This is a genomic window from Microbacterium sp. 18062 (assembly GCF_902706225.1).
Classification (GTDB): domain Bacteria; phylum Actinomycetota; class Actinomycetes; order Actinomycetales; family Microbacteriaceae; genus Microbacterium.
Genome location: NZ_CACSKB010000011.1, coordinates 48,141 through 71,124, shown reverse-complemented (window position 1 = coordinate 71,124; position 22,984 = coordinate 48,141). Strand labels below are relative to the sequence as shown.

The 22,984-nt window shown below is 69.9% G+C and carries 24 protein-coding genes; 12 read left to right on the top strand and 12 right to left on the bottom strand.

The window, feature by feature from the left end; genetic code table 11:
- Positions 1–15 precede the first annotated feature (15 nt).
- The 3 genes from GVL03_RS06185 (at position 16) to GVL03_RS22590 (ending at position 2,476) form a co-directional block, all read left to right on the top strand.
- Positions 16–1,755 carry a CocE/NonD family hydrolase gene (locus GVL03_RS06185; RefSeq protein WP_159500118.1) on the top strand — a complete coding sequence of 580 codons (1,740 nt, stop codon included), beginning with the start codon at positions 16–18 and terminating at the stop codon, positions 1,753–1,755.
- 67 nt (positions 1,756–1,822) lie between these two features.
- Positions 1,823–2,260: a DUF5684 domain-containing protein gene (locus GVL03_RS06180; RefSeq protein ID WP_159500117.1), complete on the top strand. Its 438-nt coding sequence runs from the start codon at positions 1,823–1,825 to the stop codon at positions 2,258–2,260.
- 81 nt (positions 2,261–2,341) lie between these two features.
- Entirely contained in the window at positions 2,342–2,476 is a 135-nt protein-coding gene (locus GVL03_RS22590) for a hypothetical protein (RefSeq protein WP_306770315.1), read from the top strand.
- A 48-nt stretch (positions 2,477–2,524) separates the two neighbouring features.
- Here GVL03_RS22590 and GVL03_RS06175 read toward each other — a convergent pair whose 3' ends face one another.
- Complete coding sequence (locus tag GVL03_RS06175; RefSeq protein ID WP_159500138.1) at positions 2,525–3,364, bottom strand: helix-turn-helix transcriptional regulator; 840 nt, start codon at positions 3,362–3,364, stop codon at positions 2,525–2,527.
- A 247-nt stretch (positions 3,365–3,611) separates the two neighbouring features.
- Between GVL03_RS06175 and GVL03_RS06170 the strand changes: the two genes are divergently transcribed.
- From GVL03_RS06170 to GVL03_RS06150, 5 genes are all read left to right on the top strand, one after another.
- Positions 3,612–4,541, top strand: coding sequence for an SDR family oxidoreductase (locus GVL03_RS06170; protein ID WP_159500116.1), 930 nt, complete (start codon positions 3,612–3,614; stop codon positions 4,539–4,541).
- A 338-nt stretch (positions 4,542–4,879) separates the two neighbouring features.
- Positions 4,880–5,407 (top strand): GNAT family N-acetyltransferase, encoded by a 528-nt coding sequence (locus GVL03_RS06165; RefSeq protein ID WP_159500115.1) that lies wholly within the window; start codon positions 4,880–4,882, stop codon positions 5,405–5,407.
- A 311-nt stretch (positions 5,408–5,718) separates the two neighbouring features.
- A complete protein-coding gene (locus tag GVL03_RS06160) occupies positions 5,719–6,354 on the top strand; it encodes a hypothetical protein (protein WP_159500114.1) in 636 nt (211 codons plus the stop codon).
- A 279-nt stretch (positions 6,355–6,633) separates the two neighbouring features.
- Positions 6,634–7,131, top strand: coding sequence for a hypothetical protein (locus GVL03_RS06155; RefSeq protein WP_159500113.1), 498 nt, complete (start codon positions 6,634–6,636; stop codon positions 7,129–7,131).
- A gap of 101 nt (positions 7,132–7,232) precedes the next feature.
- On the top strand, positions 7,233–7,532 hold the full coding sequence (locus tag GVL03_RS06150; RefSeq protein WP_159500112.1) for a hypothetical protein: 300 nt from the start codon (positions 7,233–7,235) through the stop codon (positions 7,530–7,532).
- Between the two features lie 57 nt (positions 7,533–7,589).
- Here GVL03_RS06150 and GVL03_RS06145 read toward each other — a convergent pair whose 3' ends face one another.
- A complete protein-coding gene (locus tag GVL03_RS06145; protein ID WP_159500111.1) occupies positions 7,590–8,414 on the bottom strand; it encodes a CPBP family intramembrane glutamic endopeptidase in 825 nt (274 codons plus the stop codon).
- Complete coding sequence (locus tag GVL03_RS06140) at positions 8,398–9,315, bottom strand: ketopantoate reductase family protein (RefSeq protein ID WP_159500110.1); 918 nt, start codon at positions 9,313–9,315, stop codon at positions 8,398–8,400. Before GVL03_RS06140 ends, GVL03_RS06145 begins: the two co-directional genes overlap by 17 nt.
- A 441-nt stretch (positions 9,316–9,756) precedes the next feature.
- Here GVL03_RS06140 and GVL03_RS06135 point away from each other — a divergent pair, with 441 nt between their 5' ends.
- The 3 genes from GVL03_RS06135 to GVL03_RS06125 are packed head-to-tail and all read left to right on the top strand — an operon-like array spanning position 9,757 to position 10,909.
- Positions 9,757–10,101, top strand: coding sequence for a metallopeptidase family protein (locus GVL03_RS06135; protein WP_159500109.1), 345 nt, complete (start codon positions 9,757–9,759; stop codon positions 10,099–10,101).
- Positions 10,098–10,403 carry an ATP-dependent Clp protease adapter ClpS gene (gene clpS / locus GVL03_RS06130; protein WP_373683827.1) on the top strand — a complete coding sequence of 102 codons (306 nt, stop codon included), beginning with the start codon at positions 10,098–10,100 and terminating at the stop codon, positions 10,401–10,403. The genes GVL03_RS06135 and clpS overlap by 4 nt, the downstream gene beginning before the upstream one ends.
- A complete protein-coding gene (locus GVL03_RS06125; RefSeq protein WP_159500107.1) occupies positions 10,400–10,909 on the top strand; it encodes a DUF2017 family protein in 510 nt (169 codons plus the stop codon). Before clpS ends, GVL03_RS06125 begins: the two co-directional genes overlap by 4 nt.
- A 4-nt stretch (positions 10,910–10,913) precedes the next feature.
- On the opposite strand, the gene GVL03_RS06120 is transcribed toward GVL03_RS06125, so the two are convergent.
- The 6 genes from GVL03_RS06120 to gatC form a co-directional block, all read right to left on the bottom strand.
- Positions 10,914–11,489, bottom strand: coding sequence for a hypothetical protein (locus tag GVL03_RS06120; RefSeq protein ID WP_235038040.1), 576 nt, complete (start codon positions 11,487–11,489; stop codon positions 10,914–10,916).
- On the bottom strand, positions 11,464–11,784 hold the full coding sequence (locus GVL03_RS06115; protein ID WP_159500106.1) for a hypothetical protein: 321 nt from the start codon (positions 11,782–11,784) through the stop codon (positions 11,464–11,466). Before GVL03_RS06115 ends, GVL03_RS06120 begins: the two co-directional genes overlap by 26 nt.
- Positions 11,785–11,848: 64 nt before the next feature.
- Positions 11,849–13,111: a DNA polymerase IV gene (locus tag GVL03_RS06110; protein ID WP_159500105.1), complete on the bottom strand. Its 1,263-nt coding sequence runs from the start codon at positions 13,109–13,111 to the stop codon at positions 11,849–11,851.
- 86 nt (positions 13,112–13,197) lie between these two features.
- Positions 13,198–14,697, bottom strand: a complete 1,500-nt coding sequence (gene gatB / locus GVL03_RS06105) for an Asp-tRNA(Asn)/Glu-tRNA(Gln) amidotransferase subunit GatB (protein WP_159500104.1) — start codon at positions 14,695–14,697, stop codon at positions 13,198–13,200.
- Complete coding sequence (gatA, locus tag GVL03_RS06100) at positions 14,697–16,217, bottom strand: Asp-tRNA(Asn)/Glu-tRNA(Gln) amidotransferase subunit GatA (RefSeq protein WP_159500103.1); 1,521 nt, start codon at positions 16,215–16,217, stop codon at positions 14,697–14,699. The genes gatB and gatA overlap by 1 nt, the downstream gene beginning before the upstream one ends.
- The gene (gatC, locus tag GVL03_RS06095) at positions 16,214–16,513 is read right to left on the bottom strand and encodes an Asp-tRNA(Asn)/Glu-tRNA(Gln) amidotransferase subunit GatC (protein ID WP_159500102.1); all 300 of its coding nucleotides are present in this window, start codon (positions 16,511–16,513) and stop codon (positions 16,214–16,216) included. Before gatC ends, gatA begins: the two co-directional genes overlap by 4 nt.
- 83 nt (positions 16,514–16,596) lie before the next feature.
- Here gatC and GVL03_RS06090 point away from each other — a divergent pair, with 83 nt between their 5' ends.
- On the top strand, positions 16,597–18,300 hold the full coding sequence (locus GVL03_RS06090; protein WP_159500101.1) for a long-chain-fatty-acid--CoA ligase: 1,704 nt from the start codon (positions 16,597–16,599) through the stop codon (positions 18,298–18,300).
- Between the two features lie 22 nt (positions 18,301–18,322).
- Here GVL03_RS06090 and GVL03_RS06085 read toward each other — a convergent pair whose 3' ends face one another.
- From GVL03_RS06085 to mnmA, 3 genes are all read right to left on the bottom strand, one after another.
- Entirely contained in the window at positions 18,323–19,066 is a 744-nt protein-coding gene (locus tag GVL03_RS06085; RefSeq protein WP_235038039.1) for a phosphotransferase, read from the bottom strand.
- Positions 19,067–19,076: 10 nt separating this feature from the next.
- Entirely contained in the window at positions 19,077–21,488 is a 2,412-nt protein-coding gene (gene ligA, locus GVL03_RS06080) for an NAD-dependent DNA ligase LigA (protein WP_373683828.1), read from the bottom strand.
- Between the two features lie 395 nt (positions 21,489–21,883).
- Positions 21,884–22,978 (bottom strand): tRNA 2-thiouridine(34) synthase MnmA, encoded by a 1,095-nt coding sequence (gene mnmA / locus GVL03_RS06075; RefSeq protein ID WP_159500099.1) that lies wholly within the window; start codon positions 22,976–22,978, stop codon positions 21,884–21,886.
- Positions 22,979–22,984: the final 6 nt, after the last annotated feature.

Below are 22,984 nucleotides of genomic sequence, written 5' to 3'. Positions count from 1 at the left end.
AGACGAGGAGCCGCGATGACAGTGGCCGGGATCGAGCCGGGACAGCGCCGGCTCAACGGCCCGCAGACGACGGGACGGGAGTATCGGAACCTGTCCGAGCCGGCGTTCGAGATGACGCACGACTTCGATGTCGCCGTCCCGATGCGCGACGGCGTCGAGCTCATGGTGGACGTCTGGCGACCCGACACCCTCGGCGAGCACCCCGTCCTCGTGTCGGCCTCCCCGTATCCGCGTCAGATCCAGGACCTCGGCGCCCCGATGGGCTTCATCGAGGCCGGCGCGAGCGACTTCTTCGTGCCGCGAGGCTATGTGCACGTCATCGCGAACCTGCGCGGCACCGGCGGATCCGGCGGCGAGTTCACCATGTTCGACGCGCAGGAGCGTCACGACGTGCACGACCTCGTCGAGTGGGCCGCCGCCCAGGAATGGTCCGACGGGAACGTGGGCATGATCGGCATCAGCTATTTCGCCATGACCCAGCTCGAGGCCGCCGTCGAGCAGCCCCCGCACCTGCGCGCCATCATGCCGGTGGCCGTCACCGCCGATCTCTACGAGGCCGCCAGCCACCACGGCCTCGCGAACACCGGCTTCCTCACCCCCTTCCTGGCGATGGTCGGTCTCACCGCCCACAAGACCGACCGGCTCTGGCGGGGCAAGCTCCTCGACGTCGCCCGGCGCATGCTCAACACCCCTGTGCTGCACGAGAGGTTCGGGCGAATGAACGGCGAGGCAGCCGTCGTCATGCTCAAGCGGCTCATGCACCTGCACCACGACCCGCATCCGTGGGACGACCTGTGGCGCGATGCCGTCGTCGCGCACCCCGCGCGAGACGAATGGTGGGACGAGCGCAACCTCGTCCCACAGCTGCACAAGGTCACGGTTCCCGTCTACCTGGGCTGCGATTGGGAGAACGTGCCGCTGCACCTGCCCGCGACGTTCGGGACCATGCAGGCGCTCACCTCGTCGCCCGAGGTACGGGTCGGGATGCTCGGTGAGTTCGGGCTCACCTGGCCATGGGAGAGCCTGCACATCGAGGCCCTCGCCTGGTACGACCACTGGCTCAAAGGCCGTGACACCGGCATCCTCGACGGCCCCCGCATCCGCTACGCGCTCCCCGGCGACGACGAGTGGCACACTGCCGACACGTGGCCGCCCGCGAGCTCGAGGCTCCAGGAGTGGCTCCTCGCGGCCGACGGGTCGCTCGCACCGGATGCCGCAGTCGACGGCGACCGCACCTTCATGACGCTCGGCGCGGGCCTGAACCGTGCCGTCGCGAGCCCCACCGACCCGCCGTCGTCGCTGACCTGGACGAGCGAACCGCTGACGACCGACCTCGACATCGCGGGCGACATCGAACTCACCCTCGACGCGACGGCGACCGCATCCGACCTCGCCTGGATCGCCGTGCTCATGGACGTCGCGCCCGACGGCGCCGAGCAACCCGTCACCGCCGGATACCTGCGCGCATCCCTCCGCGCGGTGGACGAGGAGGCCAGCGAACCGGGCGCCCCGGTGCTGGCCTGCCGCACGCCCGTCGCCGTCCCCCTCGGCGAGCAGGTGCGATACCGCGTCCCGCTCGTCCCGAACGCACGACGCTTCGCGGCCGGACACCGCATCCGTCTGACGCTCATCGGCGACGATCAGCCGGACGACACGCCGGCGATCATGGGATTCCGGCACGCGAGCGTCGGCACGAGCACGATCAACACCGTCGCCGCGACCTCGCGCCTGAAGCTGCCCGTCCTCGACGGATGACAAGACGAACACCGATCCCGAAACGCCACCGAGAGAACACCGAACCCCAACACCGGAGGACATCCACGTGGACACCATCGCATTGTCGACCGATCTGACTTACGCCTACCTCTGGTCGTTGGCGGGCTCCCTCGTCTCATACCTGTTCTACGGGTTCGCCGTCATGGGGATCTTCCGCAAGGCAGGACTCGCGGCCTGGCCGGCGTGGGTACCCTTCTTCAACGTCTGGCGACTGCTGCAACTGGGCGGGCAGAAGGGCTGGTGGGTGCTCGTCGGGCTGATCCCGGTCATCGGCACGATTCCCTATCTCATCTTCCTCATCATCGCCGGAATCAAGATCCAGACGGCGTTCGGCAAGCCAGGCGTCTTCTACCTCCTCGCGATCCTGCTGACCCCGGTCTGGTACGGCGTCCTCGCGTGGGACGGGTCGGTGTGGCGCCCGCAGCACACGCCGCTCGTCCCGCCGAGCGGATACGCCGCCGGCACCACGCCCGGGGCGCGCTGAGCTGCTCACGCGCCGCTCGTCGCCGGGGTGGTTTGCCAGGATGGGTGTCTCGGCGAGAGACCTCCCGAGTTCGGGCCACAGGTGGACGTCGCCTCGGAGCCGGCAGACCAGCCCGCCCCCATGGGCGCGGACGGCGCGGCGGCGCAGTACGTCGTCGCCCCCGCGGAGGTGCTGGTGAAGGCTCCAGTGAGCACGTCGAGCTCTTCCGGATGGTGAGTGTAGGAACTTCCCTCCGTCACCGGCGAATGACGAATGAGGTGGAGCTCACGTTATGGACTGTGCGCCGATGACAGAGAGCAGCTGCAGTTTCTGATGGCTTTCGCTGCCGGGTACGGCCGTGTAGACGAGCAGGCGGTGGGATTGGTCGGGGTCGAGGAGCGTCTGGCAGTGGAGTTCCAGTGTCCCGACCTCTGGGTGTGTGAAGCGCTTGACCTCGGTGGGGCGGACGCCGACTTCGTGAGCGTCCCAGAGGTCACGGAACTCCTCGCTATGCGCGCGGAGAGCGTCGGCTAGTCGTTCCGCGCGTGATCCTGGACCGCGCACCGTGGCGACCTCGCGCAGGCCGGCGGCATACACCCGTGAGAGCAGGACGCGATCCTGGGAGGGGTACGCGTCCCTGGCCGTGGGGTCGGTGAACCAGCGGTAGCCGAGGCTGCGCTCACGGCCTGTGAACCGGGTGGCGTCGCCGGTGAGAGCGATCCCCATCGGGGTCTGGCGGAGCGTCTCGCCGAGTTCGGTGACGATCTCGGCGGGAGTGTCGTGGAGGCGGTCGAGGATGCGCAGCAGGCCCGGGCTGATGTGATCGCCGTCCGCCCCACGCGCAGGCGGGTTGTGGCCCGAGAGTCGGAACACGTGATCCCGCTCGTCCAGCGAGAGATGCAGACCCTGAGCGATCGATGCGATCATCTGCTGCGAGGGCTGGGGTCCCGTCCCGCGCTCCAGGCGGGCGTAATAGTCGGTCGACATGTGGCACAGCGACGCGACCTCCTCGCGCCGCAGCCCGTTCGTCCTACGCCGCGGTCCGCGCGGCAACCCGACATCCTCGGGCTGGAGGGATTCCCTCCGATGCCGGAGGAAGGTCGCCAGCCCGAGCCGATCGATCACCGCGTTCCCTTCCCCATCAGTGCGATGCACGTGTCTCCTTTCTATCCTTCGGGACGGGACGATAGCCACGCCCTGTCGATCCACCCCTCGGCAAACGAGCCTCCCCAGCGACCGGGGCAGAGCGATCGGCTGTGGCACTGATCGGCGATCAGTGGATATGCCGGCCCTGATTGCGCGGCGGCCGATGACGCAGTGTGGTTCTCACACGCCGACCCGTGGCCACACGCCACGCAACGAAGGACACCTCATGACACGCACACCCGACACATCCGTCCCCGATCTGACGGGCAAGCTCGCGGTCGTCACCGGTGCGAGCGACGGCATCGGAGAGGTCATCGCCACCCGCCTCGCCCATGCAGGTGCCGAAGTCATCATGCCCGTGCGCTCCGCCGCGAAAGGCGAGAGCGCCGCAGCCCGCATCCGCAGCCAGGCCCCGGGCGCGAAAGTCACGACCCGCACCCTCGACCTCTCGTCCTTGGATTCGGTCGCCGCCCTGACGGACCAGCTCAACGCAGAGGGTCGCGCGATCGACGTCCTCATCAACAACGCAGGCGTCATGACACCGCCCAACCGGCAGGAGACGAAGGACGGGCACGAGCTCCAGTTCGGCACCAACCACCTCGGCCACTTCGCCCTCACCCTCGGCCTGCTGCCACTGCTTCGAGAAGGCGGAGCCCGGGTCACCCACCAGACGAGCATCGCCGCCCGCAGCGGCGAGGTCAACTGGGCCGACCTCAACTGGAAGGCCAGCTACGACGTCATGAAGGCCTACAGCCAGTCCAAGATCGCCGTGGCCCTATTCGCCCGCGAGCTCGACGCCCGCAGCCGAGCCGCCGGATGGGGCATCTCCAGCAACATGTCCCACCCCGGAGTCTCACCCACCAACCTCCTCGCCGCACAGCCCGGCATGGGCCGCGATCGGGAGACAGGCGGACGCCGCATGATCCGCGTGCTCTCCCGCCTTGGCATCGCGGGCACCGTGGACAGCGCCGCCCTGCCCGCCGTGATGGCCGCGACCGACCCCGCGTCGCAAGGAGACCAGTTCTACGGACCGAAACGCACGATCGGCGGGCCACCCGCACGACAGACGCTGTGGACGCCGATGCAGAGCATGGACGACGCGCGCAGACTCTGGGAGGAATCCGAGCGGCTGGTCGGCGCGCGATTCGCCGCCTGAACTCTCAGAGAACGGATCGCCGACGACACCCGAGGGGCCGTCGGCGGTCGGGCTGACCTCGCAGACGGCCGACTGCACGACGCACCTCCCTGCTATGAGCCGCCAAGAAGTCGATCCCGGAGCCGGACAGGCACGGTCCGGCAACGCTGCGGCCGATCCGCTATCGCGTGCTCGTCAACGACCTCCTGCTACGCCGGGAGCCTTCGGCCTGCCTGGTCACCATCCATTCTCGAACTAGAAGTTCCGATGAGTGACGATGTCACCGACCACGACGGTCCAGCACTCCTCACCAGCAGCTCTGCGAGTCAGGTGTCGGAGGTGGGACCTAGCCTACGTTCATGGCAATCGTGACTTTGGAGCCTTGGGCGCCGCAGCACCTCTCTCTCCTGATCGAGGCCAACACCGCGGCCATGACGCGGGGTCTCGGGGGACCAGAGAGCGACGAGGAGGTGCACCGACGACACGAGCGCTACCTGCGGCTGAACTCGAGCGGCGAGACATGGATGTTCGCGATCCAGGCCGATGGCGAACCGGCTGGCGGCATCGGGTTCTGGCCGATCGAACACGGCGGAGAAGCTGCGCACGAGACGGGCTGGAACGTGCTGCCACAATGGCAGGGACAGGGCATCGCCGGCGCGGCACTCCGCACACTCATCCAGTTCGTTGTGGAAAAGGCACCGCCAGGCAAGCGCCTGTTCGCTTACCCGTCCGTGCACAATGCGGCGTCCAACGCTCTCTGCCGGACGGCGGGTTTCGATGACCTCGGTGAACGCGACTTTCCTTTCCGCGGGACCGTCCTGCACACACGGGTCTGGGCGCTCGATCTGCGCCCAGGCGTGGGCGACAACGAAGCCGCAAGGCGCTGACTCTCGCGCGCCCCCAGGCGTGCCCGCGCGGGCGCTGGATGCAGCGGAACGAATGAGGAGGGCGCCGCGGTCGCCTCGTCCTAACGCATGAATCACATCTAGTGCGTAAGCAAATGCTGCCTTGGAGCTCGGTCCGCAATCCCGGGAAGCAGCGAGTGCTCAGGTGCGATAGCAGATTAGTCGCGGCGTGCCGGTACGCGGATCTGAAGCGGCCTGATTCGACCGATGCCTGGGGTTTGTTGTCTGCACTGCGCCAAGCGCGGGGGTGATACTGGTTGAGGAGTTCGCCCGCGCGGGAAGGGAGAGGCACGATGCGATCGATCACCCCGATGGAGGGCAATCCGTGGCCGCACGACATGCTCCTGTCAATCGATCTCGACCGTGACCAGCTCTTGGAACTGCTCTGGATCCGGGAGGCATGGGGCTTACGTCCGAATGGTGACTTCCTGCCTCCGCTGCTCGTGGACGAGCCGATACGCTCCGGGGAGCCGGAGAGTCGAGGTGCTTGGGATGCAGCGTGGCCCGAGGTGTGGGAGGGGGCCGTCGACCATGTTGCCGTGCTCGTCGAGCCGTCGATGTTCGAGGAGCAGATTCGAAAGGCGGACGGGGCGCAGGAGCGTGCCGAGTTGCTTCGCCGGATCGACGGGCCGACATGGCGTGAGCGCTTCGGAGACGCCGCGTTCGACGAGAACTATCGGACATGGATCAACGCCCGGCACGAGGCGCGAAGAGACGAGCGACCGCGTTTGGTGGCCGAGACACCCGAGCGTCGGTCTTTGCCCGCGCTGATCCCGGCATGGGAAGCGGGGCTGACGAAGATCATCACAATCCCGTGCCGCGGCGAATACACGCGCGTCGTCGGTGGCTCGGTGCTCCTCGTAACCGAAGCCACCAGGGATGATCCTGATCGATACGCAGACGCATTGGAAACGTTCGCACAGAGGTAGCGACGGGTCGCGTCGCGACGCTCCAGCGTCACCACCCGAGGTTGCGAACGCTGTGCAGGTGCCGCTCGGCGATTCGCGGTCATCCTTGGATACCTTTCAGATCCGTTCAGAATTATGAAGAAGCGTCAGCCCACGCGGGCATGCCGCTGAACCGAATGCGCGGGCGGCAAGGCGTACCTAGCGGACGTGGAACATGACAACGAACGCGTAGCAGCAGAGACCTCCACGGTCGGCAGTCCGTCTGGGACACCCCTCGGGAACAGTGATAGGAGGCGGGCTGTGATCGGTCGCCGGCGGCAGCGCCAGCCGGCGGGGCCGGTGCCACCGGTGCTGCCACAGATCATCGCCGAGGTCGTCTCGGAGGAGCATGTCGTGCTCACGGTGAACGGGAAGCGTCTGCCCGCGACACCGACGCCTCGTGACGAGCTCGGACAGGCGATCGCCGAGCTGGTGGCCCGGTTCGCGAGCCCGACGCGCGTCGAGGTGCGGGAGCTGGACGGCAGCGTCTACGCCGACATCCTGACCCCGGACCTGGGTAACCCGGCCATGCTCGACGAGGTTCCGACGCCGATGCGGCCGGTGCTGGTCGAGTTCACCGCCGAGGGATTCGTCCCCGGGGAGGACGTCGCGATCGCGCTCGTGCTCCGCCACACCTCCGCCGCCGGCAACGGCACCGCACGCGCCCTCCTGGACCGCGCCGAGCACGCCGCCGTGACCGGGGAGGTCGTGCTCCTGGGCCGGATCTCCGGCACCACCGCAGTTCGCCGCATCGACTGAACGTCCGCACCTGGTTCCTGAGCTCGCCGAGCGGCGGGCTCAGGAAGGACGTCACGCTCATGCCTCCCACTGCCGGGCCACGGCCCGCGAACGATGCGCTCATGAACATTGCCCTTGGTGGCCTTGTGGCCGTCGTCGTGTTCGGCGGGATCCTCGGTGTCGCCGGCAGCATCGCCGCGTTCCTCACCGGCCACCCGCAGCCCACCGCGGGCATCACCGACGGGCTCGGCGTGCTCGCCGCCCCCGCCGAACCGGGCACCGTCCTGGGCACCCCGGGCCTGAACCCCATCGCCTACTGGGCAGTGGTCGTCCTGCTACTGGGCATCCTCGCGACCGCGATGCTGTTCGTGTTCCGCTCAATCCGCGCAGCCCGGTCCACGACCCACCCGAACCACACGTGACCGGCGCGGTTCATCAGCTGAGATCATGGCCGAGATACCATTCGACGGGGCTCGGATCTATCGATCTCCGGTCGATTCACCCGTGTCTGGCGGTGCCTGCGTGCCCCTTGCTCGACGCGAGGAACGATTCAATGAACGGAATCGCATGGCGTAAAGAAGCACAACTATTCCGACGGTCAGAGCTGCGGTGGCCCACGGGTCGTACCCAGATCCGGCACCCGGTGAAAGCGACCACGCGAGGTTGTAGGAAGCATGCCCGATGACCGCCCACCACACCGATCCTCCCCCACCGACAGTGAGCCGAACGAGGAAGAGACGGAAGGCGACGGTGAACACGCACTGACCCACGATCCACCAGGGCGGGTGTCCGGCCTGCGCGTAGGGGATGACGTGCCACAGCGCCCACACCACGCCGATGATCAGGCCGCTCATCGTCTCACCGGTGATGCGGAGGAGGCGCGGGAGCAGGAACGCGGTCCAGCCGATCTCCTCGGCCAACGACCCCACCGCGTACACGACGGCCAGGCTGAGAGCACCGACGCCGGGAACCTGGAAGTCATTGCGCTGCCCGTTCAGAACGGCTGAGAGCAGCACGACGACGGGGAGCGCGAGCACCGCCATCACTCCCCAGAGCACACCGCGGGGCCGGGCCGTGACCAACGCCATCAATTCTTTCAACGATCGGGTGCGTGCGGCGACGGCCACGGCGGCGATCGTCGGGCACACGACGCCGAGAGCGGCCGCCGGAACGTTCGCCTGCGTCACCCCCGAGAGGCTCCCGATCAGTGGACCCGCCGCATAGAACACAGCACTTGTAGCGAGCAGGACGATCAGGAACCACCCGATCTCCCTCAGCTCACGACGTTTAGGCCATCCGGACATGCGGTTCCAGAAGAGCCACGAGCGTCGGCGTGGTCGACGACGCAAACCTATCCACGACGCCGGCGCACAGCAGCGGGAATTCGTCGTCGCGGCTGGCGCGGCTATGCGGCGCCAGAGCGATCGTGCCGACCGGTCCCTGCAACCCTCGCCGCCAGTAGGCCGCGGCGAACCAGCGCGGCATCCTGGAGAACAAGACCCGCAATGCCGACGGCGTCACTACGATTCCGCGGGACCTGAGCGCGGCGAACCCCTCATGCACTGCCTCGACGACCCGGCGCAGCATGATCGTGTCTCGGGCCAGCTGTGCGGCATCGCCACCACAGGCGAGGATGCCCGCTCCCATGCATGCGACGAACACCTCATGGGTCGCGAACCATGCAGGCAGGTCGCCCTCCATCGCGGTGCGCATCCCCGTCGACGCGATGAGTTGACCCACGGCCACCGCGCGGACCGCCGTGGCGTCGATCGTGGTCGGCTGCGCATAGATCTCGACGTATTCGACAACACCGTCATCGCAGACCAGCCCGCCGATGCCGGGGAACGCGAGCACGGTGCGCTCAACTCCCAGACGCGTCACCACCTCCCGGGCCCTCGTGCCCAGATGCTGCAAGAACACCACCGCCGCCCCAGTGGACCCGTCAAACATGTCGAGAACAGGATCGAGCTGGGTCGCACGAACAGCCACGATGATGACGTCAGCCTCAGGCAACGGACCATCCGCGGGCAGCACATCCACGTCCTGCGTCAATACGCGACCCTCGGTGCGCACCCGCAGACCGTCCTCCTCGAGCGCTGCCCTTCTCCGACCATGCGCCAGGACGTGGATATCGTGGCCGGCAGCGGCCAGGCGCGCCGCATACACCGATCCGATCACCCCCGCACCCACCACCACAACGCGCACGCGTCAACCGTATGGCGTGACCACGCCGTGCGACCAGCACCGGATCCGCTCGGCAGCTCGCGAGTACCGTTGGATTGTGAAGGGCTCTGAGGAATGGCAGGCGAAGTTCCGCGCGTTGGACCCGTCCACCCGGAGCGCTTACCTGGATGAGCACTCCGGGCTGCCGGGTGCGTCGGTGGTCTGCGGAACGCGGCGACACTGAGAATATGCGTCACATGTTTCCTCGTCGTGACGCGACGATCTCCCGCCGGGCTCGAGACGCGGCCCGGTAAACTGGGGGCTCCGCAGGCCACCTTCCCAGGTGCTCGAACGGACCCGACCGACGGAAGACCCCCTCGATCCGTGAGCGACACTCGTGAGGAGCAGAGTGAGCACGATCCCTCGGCCGTGCGAGGCTCGACAGACGGTGCGACGAGAGCGCGCGACGAACATGACCGACTGATGCTGGAGATGGATCATGCGCGCTTCGAGCGTCTCGTTGTGGACGAGCTCGACGCGTTGCCCGACGACATGGTCGATGGGCTCGACAACGTCGTGTTCGTCGTCGAGGATCGGCACGAGCAAGACGAGCTCTTCGGCCTGTACGACGGCTGGGCCATCACCGAGCGCGAGCGGTACGGCATGGGCGAGCTGCCCGACCGCATCATCGTCTACCGGGAGGCCCACCTGAACGCGTGCGCGGACGAGACCGAGTTGCGCGCCGAGGTGCGCACGACCCTCGTCCACGAGATCGCGCACTTCTACGGGATCGACGACGAACGGCTGCACGAGCTGGGGTGGGCGTGACTCCCCCGCCGGCCGCCCCCGACACGGTCGCGGACCTCGACCTGCTCGATGCGCCGTCCCTCGACCCCGATTGGCAGACCGTCGTCTGGAACGACCCGGTCAACCTCATGAGCTACGTCGTCCACGTCTTCCGCAGCTATTTCGGATACAGCACGGCGGAGGCCACCCGGCTGATGCTGGGCGTGCACAACGACGGGCACGCCGTCGTCTCCGAAGGGATGCGAGAGCAGATGGAGCTGCACGCTCAGGCGATGCACGACTTCGGGCTCTGGGCGACGGTCAGGAAGGCACCCCGCGCATGACCGTTCCCCCGGGCTCCGTCGTGCTCGAGCTCACCCGGATCGAGGCCGTGCATCTTCGCGGGCTCGTGGATCAGTTCGTCGGCCTCCTCGCCGACACGACCGATGCGACCGCCGACCCGGCCGTGTCACGGCTCGTGCCCTCCGCCTACCCCGACGACGAGGATGCGGCCGCGCAGTTCCGCTCGGCGACCCAGTCCGACCTGTTGCTCCGTCGCACCGACGACGCGGCGGCGGTGCTCGCGGACCTCACGGTCGCCGGCGACATCGGCCCGCCGCAGGAGATGGCGACGACGGACGCGCTCGTCGAGCTCACGATCGTGCTCGATCGCGAACGGACCGGCGCGTGGCTGCGCACACTCGCCGCCGTACGCCTCGTGCTCGCCTCGCGTCTGGGGATCGTGTCGGAGGACGATCACGACCCCGACGACCCGCGTTACGGCGTCTACGAGTGGCTCGGCTATCGGCTCGACGGCCTCTCACGAGCCGCCTCCTCGGGCGAGGTCTGATCGCTCAGACCAGCGTCACCCGATGGGTCGCGCGTGCGGTCGGGTCATGGCGGGCGAGATGCTCGTCCTCCTGCTGCGCCCACCGCTCCCAGTGCGGCTCGTAGGTCGCCCCGTCGCGGGCGAGAGCACGCCGACGGCGCTCGTCGTCGTCGGCGTCCACCCACACCCGCACGTCGCCGAACGGCTCGCTGCGCGCGGTCAAGACCCCCGCTCCCTCTATCAGCAACGGCCGGTCCGGGTGCACGACGTGCTCGGCGGCGTACCTCTGCGCACCCCAGTCCCACACCCGCGAGAGCCCATCACGCCCCGCTGCGTGCGGCACGAGGAGATCCAGGCGAGCACGATCGGCGCCCGCACGCAGGCCGTCCCACCCGGGATAGAGCGAGTCGAGCGCCACGACCTGGACCTCGGGCCACCGGCGTCCGATCTCGTGCGCGAGCGTCGTCTTGCCCGACCCGGAACGCCCGTCGATCAGGATGCGGGGCGCCGCGCGCACAGCCGATGACGCCGCCACGATCTGCGCGGCGGCGTCGGCGACGGTCAGCGGCGCGACGTCACTTCTTGAGCGCGCGGATGACACGGCTGAGCGCGCGCCCCACGACGAAGACGAAGGGGATCGCGACGGCGACGAACGAGACGATGTTCGGCTCGAACCTCAGGTCGTCGCCCTTCCGGATGTAGGCACCGAGCGGGATGGAGTATCCCCCGCCCCCGCCCCCGGAGTTGCCGGCCTCATCCGCGCCGCCGCCGAAGCCGCTCCACGACAGGGCCACCGGGATGATGCGGATGCCGTCCACATCCTGCTGTTCGCCGTAGACGGCGTTCACGCCGAACGTTGCCGTCTGCTTGCCGAGATCGAGTACGAAGTTGGACATGGCTCAACGCTAGTGCGCGCAGCTCGATGCGCACAGCGCTTGACGAGCACCGCGGCGCCGTGTGTCACTCGGGACGGGGACCGCCCGGTCGCGGATGAGACGGGAGGGTCGTGCCGGCCCGCGGGGGTCCCAGCAGCGCCGCGCGGGTGACCGCGCCGCGACCGAAGCGCGAGGACGCATCGTCCATGGCCTCCTCGACCCGGCGCCACTCGGCGTCGTCGTCCCAGAGCATGGCAGAGAGCATCGCGCCCCGCAGGTTCTCGGCGCGCACGCCGATCAGACGGATCGGAAGGGGTCGTTCCAAGGCGCCGAACAGCTCCCGCGCCGCGTCGCCGATGCGCTGTCCGACGGCCGTCGGCTCCGGAAGGGTGACCGACCGGCTGACCGTGCGGAAGTCGGCGAAGCGCACCTTGATCGCGACCGTCGCCGCCTCCGCCCCGTGTGCGCGCAGCCGTGCCCCGACCCGATCGGCGAGACGACGCAACTCTGCGCCGAGCACCGCGTCGTCGTCGATGTCGTCCTCGAAGGTCTCCTCGTGCCCGATGCTCTTCTCGACCCGCTCCGTCTCGACCTCGCGTTCGTCCTCGCCCCGCGCCAGCTGCCACACCCGCGCGCCCATCGACGCGCCGAGCGCACGATCGAGCATCGTGCGCGGCGCCCCGAGAACGTCTCCGATCGTGCGGATGCCGCGGGACTCCAGCGCCTCGGCCGATCGCGGGCCGACGCCCCAGAGCGCTCGGACCGACCGCGGCGCGAGGAACTCCTGCGTACGATCGGCCGGGACGATTAGCAGCCCATCGGGTTTGCTGAGAGTCGAGGCCATCTTCGCGACGTGCTTGGTGGAGGCCGCGCCGATGCTGCAGGTGAGCCCGGTCTCGTCCCTCACGCGGGCACGCAGCATCCGGGCGATCGTCCCGGGCGAGCCCCAGAGCCGCCGCGCACCGCGCACGTCGAGAAACGCCTCGTCGATCGAGAGCGGCTCGACCAACGGGGTGATCTCGTGGAAGATCGCCATGACCTGCCGGGAGGTCTCGGCATAGCGGGGGAAGTGCGGGCGCACGACGATCGCCGTCGGACACAGCCGAAGCGCCTGCGACACCGGCATCGCGGAGCGCACGCCGAAGCGTCGCGCCTCGTACGACGCGCTCGAGACGACGCTGCGCCCCTCGGGCGCGCCGACGATGATCGGCCTGCCCGCGAGCGTCGGGTCGTCGAGCACCTCGACCGCGGCATAGAACGCGTCCATGTCGACGTGCAGGATCCCGGCGCCCGTGTCGTCGGCGCCATCCTGCGACACGATGCGCCCGGACCCGTCGCCTCGTCCCATGGGTTCATTCTCTCCCCTGCGTCCGACAGTGGGCGTGCCGCCGGGCTGGACGGCGACGGCTATGCGGATCGGGTGAGCGCTTCAGGTCAGGCGCTCGCGCGCTCGAGGATCAGCTCGCGCACGCGTGCGGCGTCGGCCTGTCCCCTCATCGCCTTCATGACCGCGCCGATGATCGCGCCCGCGGCCTGCACCTTGCCGTCCCGGATCTTCTCGAGCACGTCCGGCTGGGCCGCCAGAGCCTCGTCGATCGCGGCGATCAGCGCGCCGTCGTCGGAGACGACCGCGAGACCGCGCGCGTCCACGACCTCCTGCGGGGTGCCCTCGCCGGCGATGACGCCCTCCAGCACCTGACGGGCCAGCTTGTCGGTCAGGGTGCCGGCGTCGACGAGTGCCTGCACCGCGGCGACGTCCGTCGGGGAGACCAGATCGGAGGCCTCACGGCCCTGCGCGTTCGCGACTCGCGCGATCTCCCCGGTCCACCACTTGCGTGCCGCCGCGGGGGTCGCACCGGCCGCGATCGTGGCCTCGACCTCGGCGAGGATGCCGCCGTTGGCGACGTCCTGGAACTCGAGGTCGGTGAAGCCCCATCCGGCCTTCAAGCGGCGACGACGAGCCGGCGGCGGCTCCGGAAGCTCGGCGCGCAGCTGCTCGATGAGCGCCGGGTCGGGCACGACCGGGAGGAGGTCGGGCTCGGGGAAGTAGCGGTAGTCGTCCGCATCCGACTTCGGGCGCCCCGGAGAGGTGCGGCCGGTGTCCTCGTGCCAGTGCCGGGTCTCCTGGGTGATCGTGCCGCCCGCGGCGAGGATGGCCGCCTGCCGCTGGATCTCGTACCGGACCGCCCGCTCGACCGAGCGCATCGAGTTGACGTTCTTCGTCTCGGTGCGCGTGCCGAGCTTCTCCTGGCCGCGCGGACGCAGCGATACGTTCGCGTCGCAGCGGAGGTTGCCGCGCTCCATCCGCGCGTCCGAGATGCCGAGCGAGAGCACGATGTCGCGGATCGTCTGCACGTACGTCTTCGCGATCTCGGGCGCACGGTGCTCGGCGCCGAAGATCGGCCGCGTCACGATCTCGACGAGCGGCACGCCGGCGCGGTTGTAGTCGACCAGCGAGTACTCGGCGCCCTGGATGCGACCGGTGGCCCCGCCGACGTGGGTCAGCTTGCCGGCGTCCTCCTCCATGTGGGCGCGCTCGATCGGCACCCGCACGGTCGTGCCGTCGGCGAGCTCCACCTCGACCTCGCCGTCGAACGCGATCGGCTCGTCGTACTGCGAGATCTGGTAGTTCTTGCCGAGGTCGGGATAGAAGTAGTTTTTCCGCGCGAACCGGCTCGACGGCGCGATCGAGCAGCCGAGGGCGAGACCCAGGCTGATCGAGAACCGCACGGCCTGCTCGTTGACGACGGGGAGCGACCCGGGAAGCCCGAGGTCGACCGGCGCGAGATCGGTGTTGGGCTCGCGCCCGAAGGAGTTCGGCGCGGACGAGAACATCTTCGTCCTGGTGTTGAGCTCGACGTGCACCTCGAAGCCGAGCACGGGCTCGAACAGCTCGAGGGCCTCGTCGAAGTCCATCAGCGTGTCCTTGGCCATCAGCGGACCTCTCCCAGCTTGGGGGCGCGCGCAAGCAGCGGGCCGCCCCATGCATCCACCAGCAGTGCCTCCAGGGCCGCGCCCACCCGGTAGAGGCGCGCGTCCTCCCGAGCGGGGGCGAGGAACTGGATGCCGACCGGCAGTCCGTCGTCGTCGGCGAGGCCGGACGGGATGGAGATGCCGGGCACCCCGGCGAGGTTCGCCGGGATCGTGGTCACATCGTTCAAGTACATCTGCAGCGGGTCGTCGATCTTCTCGCCCAGGCGGAAGGCCGTGGTCGGTGCGGAGGGGGTCGCGATGACGTCGACGGCCGCGAAGGCGTCGGCGAAGTCGCGCTGGATGAGGGTGCGCACCTTCTGTGCCGAGCCGTAGTAGGCGTCGTAGTAGCCCGCCGACAGGGCATAGGTGCCGAGGATGATGCGGCGCTTGACCTCGTCGCCGAAGCCGGCGTCACGGGTCGCGGCCATGACCTCCTCGACCGTCGCGCCGGCGTGCGGGGTGACCCGCATGCCGAAGCGAACCGAGTCGAACTTCGCGAGATTGCTCGATGCCTCCGCGGGGAGGATCAGGTAGTACGCGGCGACGCCGTACTCGAAGTGCGGCGCGCTGATCTCGACGATCTGTGCACCATGCGCTTCCAGCGCGGTGAGCGCGGCATGGAAGGATGCCGACACCCCCGGCTGGAAGCCGCTGTCGGGCAGTTCCTTCACGACGCCGATGCGCAGCCCCTTGAGCACGTCGCCCCGGGCGCCCTCACGCGCCGCCTCGGCGAACGACGGCCATGCGTCGGTCAGCGACGTGGAGTCGTGGTGGTCGTGGCCGCCGATCACGTCGTGCAGCAGTCCGGCGTCGAGGACGGTGCGGGTGACGGGGCCGACCTGGTCGAGACTCGAGGCCAGGGCGATCGCGCCGTAGCGGCTGACCCCGCCGTAGGTGGGCTTGACCCCGACCGTGCCGGTCACGTGCGCGGGCTGCCGGATCGATCCTCCCGTGTCGGAGCCGAGCGCGAGCGGCGCCTCGTACGCGGCGACGGCCGCGGCCGACCCGCCCCCGGACCCGCCGGGGATGCGGGTGAGGTCCCACGGGTTGCGCGTCGGCCCGTATGCGGAATGCTCGGTCGACGAGCCCATCGCGAACTCGTCCATGTTCGTCTTGCCGAGCGGCACGAGGCCCGCGGCCCGCGACCGGGCGACGACCGTCGCGTCGAACGGCGACAGGTAGCCCTCGAGGATCCTCGATCCGCTCGTGGAGGGCATGTCGGTGGTGACGAGGACGTCCTTGATCGCGAGCGGGACGCCGGCCACCGGGCCGAGCCGCTCGCCGGCGGACCGGCGGCGGTCGATGTCGTCAGCGACCTCGAGCGCGTGGTCGCTGACGTGGAGGAAGGCGTGGACATCGCCGTCGACGTCGGCGATGCGATCGAGGTGGGCCCGGGTGACCTCGACGCTCGACACTTCTCCGGACGCCAGCCTTTCGGCGAGATCGGCGGCGGACAGGGTGATCAGCTCGGCGGAGCTCATTGCTCCTCCCCCAGGATCGCGGTCACGCGGAACCGGCTGCCGTCCGCATCCGGCGCGTTCTGCAGCGCCTGCGCCGCGGTCAGCGTGTCGCGGACCTCGTCGGGTCGGTAGACGTTCTGAAGCGGGATCGGGTGGCTCGTCGCCGGCACGTCCGCGGTGGCGACCCGGGACACCTTCGCGATGTTGTCGACGATGGCATCGAGCTGACCGGTGAGGCGCTGCACCTCGTCGTCGCTCAGCTGGATCCGGGAGAGCACGCCGAGATGGCGCACGAGATCGGGGGTGAATTCAGACACCGGAACAGTCTAGGCGGGAGCCGGCGCCTCCCCGCCGCGGCAGCGGCCTCGGTGCGTCACGCGCGGGCCCGTAGGCTGTGCGGGTGACGACGTACGATCCTCCTCGCCCCTGGGTGGGCAGCTACGCCGCCGGTGTCCCGGACGACCTCGATCCCGTCTCCGGGTCGCTCGTCGACATCGTCGAGGCCTCCGTCCGCGACTACCCCGACGCGCCGGCTCTGCAGTTCTTCGGCCGCGAGACGACGTATCGCGAGCTGGACGAGCAGATCGCGCGCGCCGCCGCGGGCCTGCGCGATCTCGGGGTGCGGGCGGGCGATCCGGTGGCGATCGTCCTGCCGAACTGCCCGCAGCACATCGTGGCGTTCTACGCCGTGCTGCGTCTGGGCGCCGTCGTCGTCGAGCACAACCCGCTCTACACGCCGCGCGAACTGCGCAAGCAGTTCGAGGACCACGGCGCGAAGCACGCTGTCGTCTGGAGCAAGGTCGTGCGGACGGTGCAGGAGTTCCCCGCGGATCTGCGGCTCGACTCGCTCGTGTCGATCGATGTGACCCGGGCGATGCCGTTCGCGACCCGCGCCGCATTGCGGCTGCCGATCGCCAAGGCGCGCGAATCACGGGCCGCGCTGCATGAGAGGGTCTCCGACACGGTCCCCTGGGAGACCCTGCTCTCCTCCGAGCGTCTGCCCGCAGGGCACCCGCGGCCGGCGACCGGAGATCTCGCGATCATCCAGTACACGAGCGGCACCACCGGCAACCCCAAGGGCGCCGCTCTGACGCATCGCAACCTGCTCGCAAACGCCGCCCAGGCCCGTGCGTGGGTGCCGCAGATCGTCCGCGGCGACGGATGCGTCGTCTACGCCGTGCTCCCCATGTTCCACGCGTACGGCCTGACCCTGTGCCTCACCTTCGCGATGTCGATGGGCGCGAGGCTCGTGCTCTTCCCCCGCTTCGACCCGGACATGGTACTCGCCGTCACCAAGAAGCATCCCGCGACCTTCCTTCCTCTCGTGCCCCCGATCGCCGACCGTCTCCTGGCGGCGTCGCAGCACGAGGGCGTCCCGCTCGCGGGCACAGACGTCGCCATCTCGGGGGCGATGGCGCTGCCCCACGACCTCGTCGTCCCGTTCGAGGAGGCCTCCGGCGGATACCTCGTCGAGGGATACGGCCTCAGCGAGTGCTCGCCCGTCCTCATGGCGAACCCGGTCGCCGACAACCGGCGCGCCGGCACCGTCGGCCTCCCGCTGCCCGGCACCGAGTGCCGCGTCGTCGACCCGGACGAGCCGACCCGCGACGTCCCCGCGGGCGAGCGCGGCGAGCTGCTGGTGCGCGGGCCGCAGGTGTTCCAGGGCTACTACGGCAAGCCCGAGGAGACCGAGGCGGTGTTCGTGGACGGATGGTTCCGCACGGGCGACATCGTCACGATCGACGACGACGGCTTCGTGCGCATCGTCGACCGGATCAAGGAGCTCATCATCACGGGCGGCTTCAACGTCGCCCCGACGGAGGTCGAGAATGCCCTGCGCCAGCATCCGGACGTCGCCGACGTCGCCGTGGTGGGGCTGCCGAGCGGTCACTCCGGCGAGGATGTCGTCGCGGCCGTCGTGCCGCGGCCGGGGGTGGAGCTCGACCCGGAGGCGGTGCGCGACTTCGCGCGGGGCGTGCTCACCCCCTACAAGGTGCCCCGCCGCGTGGTCGTCGTCGCGGACCTTCCGCGGTCGCTGATCGGCAAGGTGCTTCGGCGCCAGGTGCGCGAGCGGCTCGTGGCGGACGAGACGGCGCGGGGCTGACGCCCGCCGCGCTCGCGCTCGTTCACAACGCGCGCGCCCAGACGTCCTGGTGCCGTTCCACATACTCGCTGACGGCCCGCCAGTGCGCGCCGTGCCCGTCGACATACATCGAGCCCCAGGGTTCGCGCGCGTCGGCATGCGACGACCTCAGAAGCTCGTGCATGGCCTCGGCGCGGCGGTGCATCGCCGCGGGCAGCTCGGTGCGCATGCGCCGATCGGCGCCATAGCCCTCCGCGAACGCCGCGAGTCCCCGCGCCGCCTGTTCCGCCGGCAGACCGGGGTCGGACAGCGTGAACGCCTGCGCCGCGTACGCGAGATCCCACAGACGCGTGCTCGGCGCCGCCGCATCCCAGTCGATGAAGACCCACCGCTCACCGACGATGAGATTCCAGGGCGCGAGGTCGTTGTGGCAGACGAGGTCGGCGCCCGGCGCGGGGATGGCGGTGCTCCAGGTCGCGTCCGGCGCGGGCGTGAAGCTCTCGCTCGCGTCGTGGATCGCTCGAACGATGCGCCCGACCCGGCCGAGCTCCGACTCGGTGAGCGGGTCGGACTCGAGCGCGAGCGTGCCCGGGACGTACTCGATGATCTGCCGGCCGTGTTCGTCGCGACCCTGGACCGAAGGCACGTCCACGCCGGACGCCCGCACGGCTGCCATGAAGTCGGCGACGCTCGGCGTCGATCGGTGCCACGGCTTGCGAACGGTCGATCCGACGCGCACCACCTCGCTCGCGACGTTGCCGCCCGCGAGCACCTGCTCGTCTTCCACGGCTACGACGCTAGCCCGCGTCGGGATCGAGCGCATCCAGCGCCGCCGGCCCCTGTTCCACGAGGATGCGGAACTGCGCGGCGTCGATGATCCGCAGTCCGAGCTCCTCGGCCTTGCCGAGCTTCGAACCCGCACCCGGGCCGGCCGCGACGAAGTCGGTCTTCTTCGAGACGCTGGAGGCTGCCTTGCCGCCGGCCGCGAGGATGGCCTCTTGAGCGCCCTCCCGGGTGTACCCCTCGAGGCTGCCGGTCGCGACGACCGTGACGCCGTCGAGGACTCCCCCGCCGGCGTTCGCGGCCCCCGGCCCGGGGTGGCCGGGGGTGAACAGCTGCGCACCCGCCGCCTCCCAGCGCTCGACGATCGCGCGGTGCCAGTCGACCTCGAACCAGTCGATCAGCGCGTCCGCGATGATGCCGCCCACTCCGTCCACCGCGGCCAGCTCGTCGCGGGATGCGGCGCGGATGGCCGAGACCGAGCCGAACCACTGCGCGAGGGCACGGGCCGCGACGGGGCCCACGTGACGGATGTTCAGCGCGACGAGGAAGCGCCAGAGATCCTTGGCCTTGGCCTTCTCGAGCTCGTCGAGCAGCGTCAGCGCCTGAGCGGACGGATGCAGGACGATGTGGTCCTTCCTGATCCCGTTCGCCCGGCGGTCGGCGGCGGTGGCGTCCTCCCACCCCGGCGGATAGGTGCGCTCGACCCGCTGGAAGGGAGCGCGGCGCACGAACTCGCCGGTCTGCTCGTCGACTTTGCGCTCGCCCGTCTCGGCGTCGCGCACCACGACCTCGATCGGGATGAGCTGATCGAGCGTCAGGTCGAACAGGCCCGCCTCGCCGTCGAGGGGCGCGGGCGCCGCGCCGTCGGACTGCGTGAGGGCGGCGGCGGTCACCTCGCCCAGAGCCTCGATGTCGAGCGCGCCGCGCGAGCCGATGTGCTCGACCCGTCCCCGCACCTGCGCCGGGCAGGAGCGGGAGTTCGGGCAGCGCAGGTCGATGTCGCCCTCCTTCGCCGGGGCGAGCGGGGTGCCGCACTCGGGGCAGCGGCCCGGCATGACGAACGCGCGCTCGGTGCCGTCGCGGAGCTCCACCACCGGTCCCAGCACCTCGGGGATCACGTCGCCGGCCTTGCGGAGCACCACCGTGTCTCCGATGAGGACGCCCTTGGCCTTCACGACGTCCTGGTTGTGCAGTGTCGCCTGTCGAACGACCGAACCCGCGACGCGCGCCGGCTCCATGACCGCGAACGGCGTCGCGCGCCCCGTGCGCCCGACCGAGACGACGATGTCGAGCAGACGCGTGTTGACCTGCTCGGGCGGGTACTTGTATGCGATCGCCCAGCGCGGGGCGCGGCTGGTCGCTCCGAGCTCGTCGTGCAGGGCGAGCTCGTCGACCTTCACGACGACGCCGTCGATCTCGTGCTCCACGTCGTGCCGGTGCTCGCCGTAGTGGTCGACGAAGCCGAGCACCCCGTCGATGTCGTCGAAGGTGCGGAGATACGGGCTCGTCGGCAGCCCCCAGTCCGCCAGCAGCCCGTACACCTCGCTCTGCGATGCCACCGGCGGATCGTTCCAGGCCCCGATGCCGTGCACGAACAGTCGCAGGGAGTCGAGCCTCGCCCGTCCGGCCTCGAGCTCGAGGCCGTCCTTCTTGTCGAGCTGCTGCCGGAGCCCGCCGCTGGCGGCGTTGCGGGGGTTCGCGAACGCGGGGAACCGGCGCGCCGCGCTCTGCCTCGCCTTCGCCTCGTCGAACGACGACTTCGCGCGCGCACGTGCCTCCTCGACGACGCGATCGCGCAGACGGGCCTGCAGCGCGTTGAGTTCGTCGAAGGCGGCCACCGGGATGAAGACCTCGCCGCGCACCTCGACCCGCGCGGGGTGTCCGGTGCCGGCCAGCCGCTGCGGGATGCCGCGCACACGGAGCGCGTTGACCGTGACGTCCTCGCCGATCCGGCCGTCGCCGCGGGTCGCGGCGGACACGAGCACACCGTGCTCGTACCGGAGACTGATCGCGAGCCCGTCGATCTTGAGCTCGGCGAGCCAGCGCACGGCCCGTCCTGCGGAGAGCTCGGTCTTGCCGCACCATTCGCACAGCTCCTCGGTGCTGAAGACGTTGTCGAGGCTCAGCATCCGCTCGGCGTGCTCGACGGGCGCGAACATCGTGGCCGACGCGGCCCCCACGCTCTGCGTCGGAGAGTCCTGGCCCTGAAGCTCCGGATAGGCGCGCTCGACCGCCTCCAGGCGATGCATCCAGCCGTCGTACGTCGCGTCGTCGACGATCTCGGCATCCGCGCCGTAGTACGCGTCGCGGGCGCCCAGGATGCGATCGGTCAGCTCTCGCGCCTCCGCCCGCGCCTGCGCGAGGGTCAGGTCGAGCGCGATCGAGTCGCCGGCCGTGTCGTCGTGCTCTGCTGCCGTCTCATCCACCACCCGCTCAGTCTAGGAACCCCCGCCGACACCGCCGTCCCGGCTTGCGCGGCGCATCGCCGCCGTCCCGCGATCCCGCATCCATCGGGCCCCGTCCCCCGCCCTCTCCCTCTCTCCCCTTCTCCCTCTCTCCCCTTCTCCCTCTCTCCCCATGTCTCGTCTCCACCCCCATGTCTCGTCTCCCCTCCCTGTCTCACTTCTGCACCATCCGCCGCCGATATTCCTGCATAGTCGAGACACGCAGACACAGCGCGGCCAAGACCACACCCGCGTGTCTCACTTGTGCAGGCGAATCGGGCAACGCACCTGCACAAGTGAGACACGGATGCCGTTCCCCACCGGACACGGATGGCGATCCACGGGGCCGCGACCCGCCACGGCGTCGGCGGGGACGGTCAGCCGACCGGGACGGCCGAGACGGTGCGGTCGATCGTGAACTGGCCGAGCACGCGGGTCCCGTCGTACAGCACGGCGGTCTGCCCGGGTGCGACGCCGTCGAACGGCGTCTCGGGCCGCACGGTCAGCACACCGTTCGCGCGCACGGCCCGGGCGGGCACCGGGTCGGCGTGCGCACGGATCTGCACGTCGCAGGCGAATGTGTCGGACACGGGCGGACGACCCGCCCAGGTCATCCGCCCGCCCGCGATCTCGGCGGTCGCGAGGGCCTCCTTGGGGCCGACGACCACGGTGTTCGACACGGGGCGCACCTCGAGCACGAAGCGGGGCCGGCCGTCGGGGGCGGGCACGCCGATCGACAGACCGCGCCGCTGACCCACCGTGTACGCGTGCGCGCCCGCGTGCGCGCCGACCACGGCTCCGCTCCGGTCGACGATCGGGCCCTCCTCGGCGCCCACCCGCTCGGCGAGCCACCCGCGGGTGTCGCCGTCGGGGATGAAGCAGATGTCATGGCTGTCGGGCTTCTGCGCGACCGTGAGCCCGCGTTCGGCGGCCTCTGCGCGCACGAGCGCCTTGGAGGGCGTCGCGCCGAGCGGGAAGTAGGTGTGCGCGAGCTGCTCGGCGGTGAGCACGCCCAGCACGTACGACTGGTCCTTCGCCTGATCGGAGGCCCGGTGGAGCTCGGGACCCTCGGGTGTGTCGACCAGCGTCGCGTAGTGCCCCGTGCAGACGGCGTCGAAGCCGAGCTCGAGAGCACGTTCGAGCAGCGCCGCGAACTTGATCTTCTCGTTGCACCGCATGCACGGGTTCGGCGTGCGACCGGCGCGGTACTCGGCCACGAAGTCGTCGATCACGTCGTCGCGGAAACGCTCCGAGAAGTCCCAGACGTAGAACGGGATGCCGAGCCGGTCGGCCGCCCGCCGGGCGTCCATGGCGTCCTCGATCGTGCAGCACCCCCGGCTGCCGGTGCGGAGGGTTCCGCCGGCCCGCGAGAGCGCCAGGTGCACGCCCACCACCTCGTGGCCGGCGTCGACCGCACGCGCCGCGGCGACCGCCGAGTCGACGCCGCCGCTCATCGCCGCAAGGATCCGCATGACCCC

Bases quoted from the DNA above. Each gene is read 5' to 3' on its own strand.
- gatB (WP_159500104.1), bottom strand. From the start codon at position 14,697: ATGGCCAAGGACACGCTGATGGACTTCGACGAGGCCCTCGAGCTGTTC.
- GVL03_RS06145 (WP_159500111.1), bottom strand. From the start codon at position 8,414: ATGTCCGGATGGCCTAAACGTCGTGAGCTGAGGGAGATCGGGTGGTTC.
- GVL03_RS06165 (WP_159500115.1), top strand. From the start codon at position 4,880: ATGGCAATCGTGACTTTGGAGCCTTGGGCGCCGCAGCACCTCTCTCTC.
- GVL03_RS06160 (WP_159500114.1), top strand. From the start codon at position 5,719: ATGCGATCGATCACCCCGATGGAGGGCAATCCGTGGCCGCACGACATG.
- GVL03_RS06135 (WP_159500109.1), top strand. From the start codon at position 9,757: ATGCTGGAGATGGATCATGCGCGCTTCGAGCGTCTCGTTGTGGACGAG.
- GVL03_RS06150 (WP_159500112.1), top strand. From the start codon at position 7,233: ATGAACATTGCCCTTGGTGGCCTTGTGGCCGTCGTCGTGTTCGGCGGG.
- GVL03_RS06185 (WP_159500118.1), top strand. From the start codon at position 16: ATGACAGTGGCCGGGATCGAGCCGGGACAGCGCCGGCTCAACGGCCCG.
- GVL03_RS06125 (WP_159500107.1), top strand. From the start codon at position 10,400: ATGACCGTTCCCCCGGGCTCCGTCGTGCTCGAGCTCACCCGGATCGAG.
- gatA (WP_159500103.1), bottom strand. From the start codon at position 16,217: ATGAGCTCCGCCGAGCTGATCACCCTGTCCGCCGCCGATCTCGCCGAA.
- GVL03_RS06115 (WP_159500106.1), bottom strand. From the start codon at position 11,784: ATGTCCAACTTCGTACTCGATCTCGGCAAGCAGACGGCAACGTTCGGC.
- GVL03_RS06170 (WP_159500116.1), top strand. From the start codon at position 3,612: ATGACACGCACACCCGACACATCCGTCCCCGATCTGACGGGCAAGCTC.
- mnmA (WP_159500099.1), bottom strand. From the start codon at position 22,978: ATGCGGATCCTTGCGGCGATGAGCGGCGGCGTCGACTCGGCGGTCGCC.
- GVL03_RS06110 (WP_159500105.1), bottom strand. From the start codon at position 13,111: ATGGGACGAGGCGACGGGTCCGGGCGCATCGTGTCGCAGGATGGCGCC.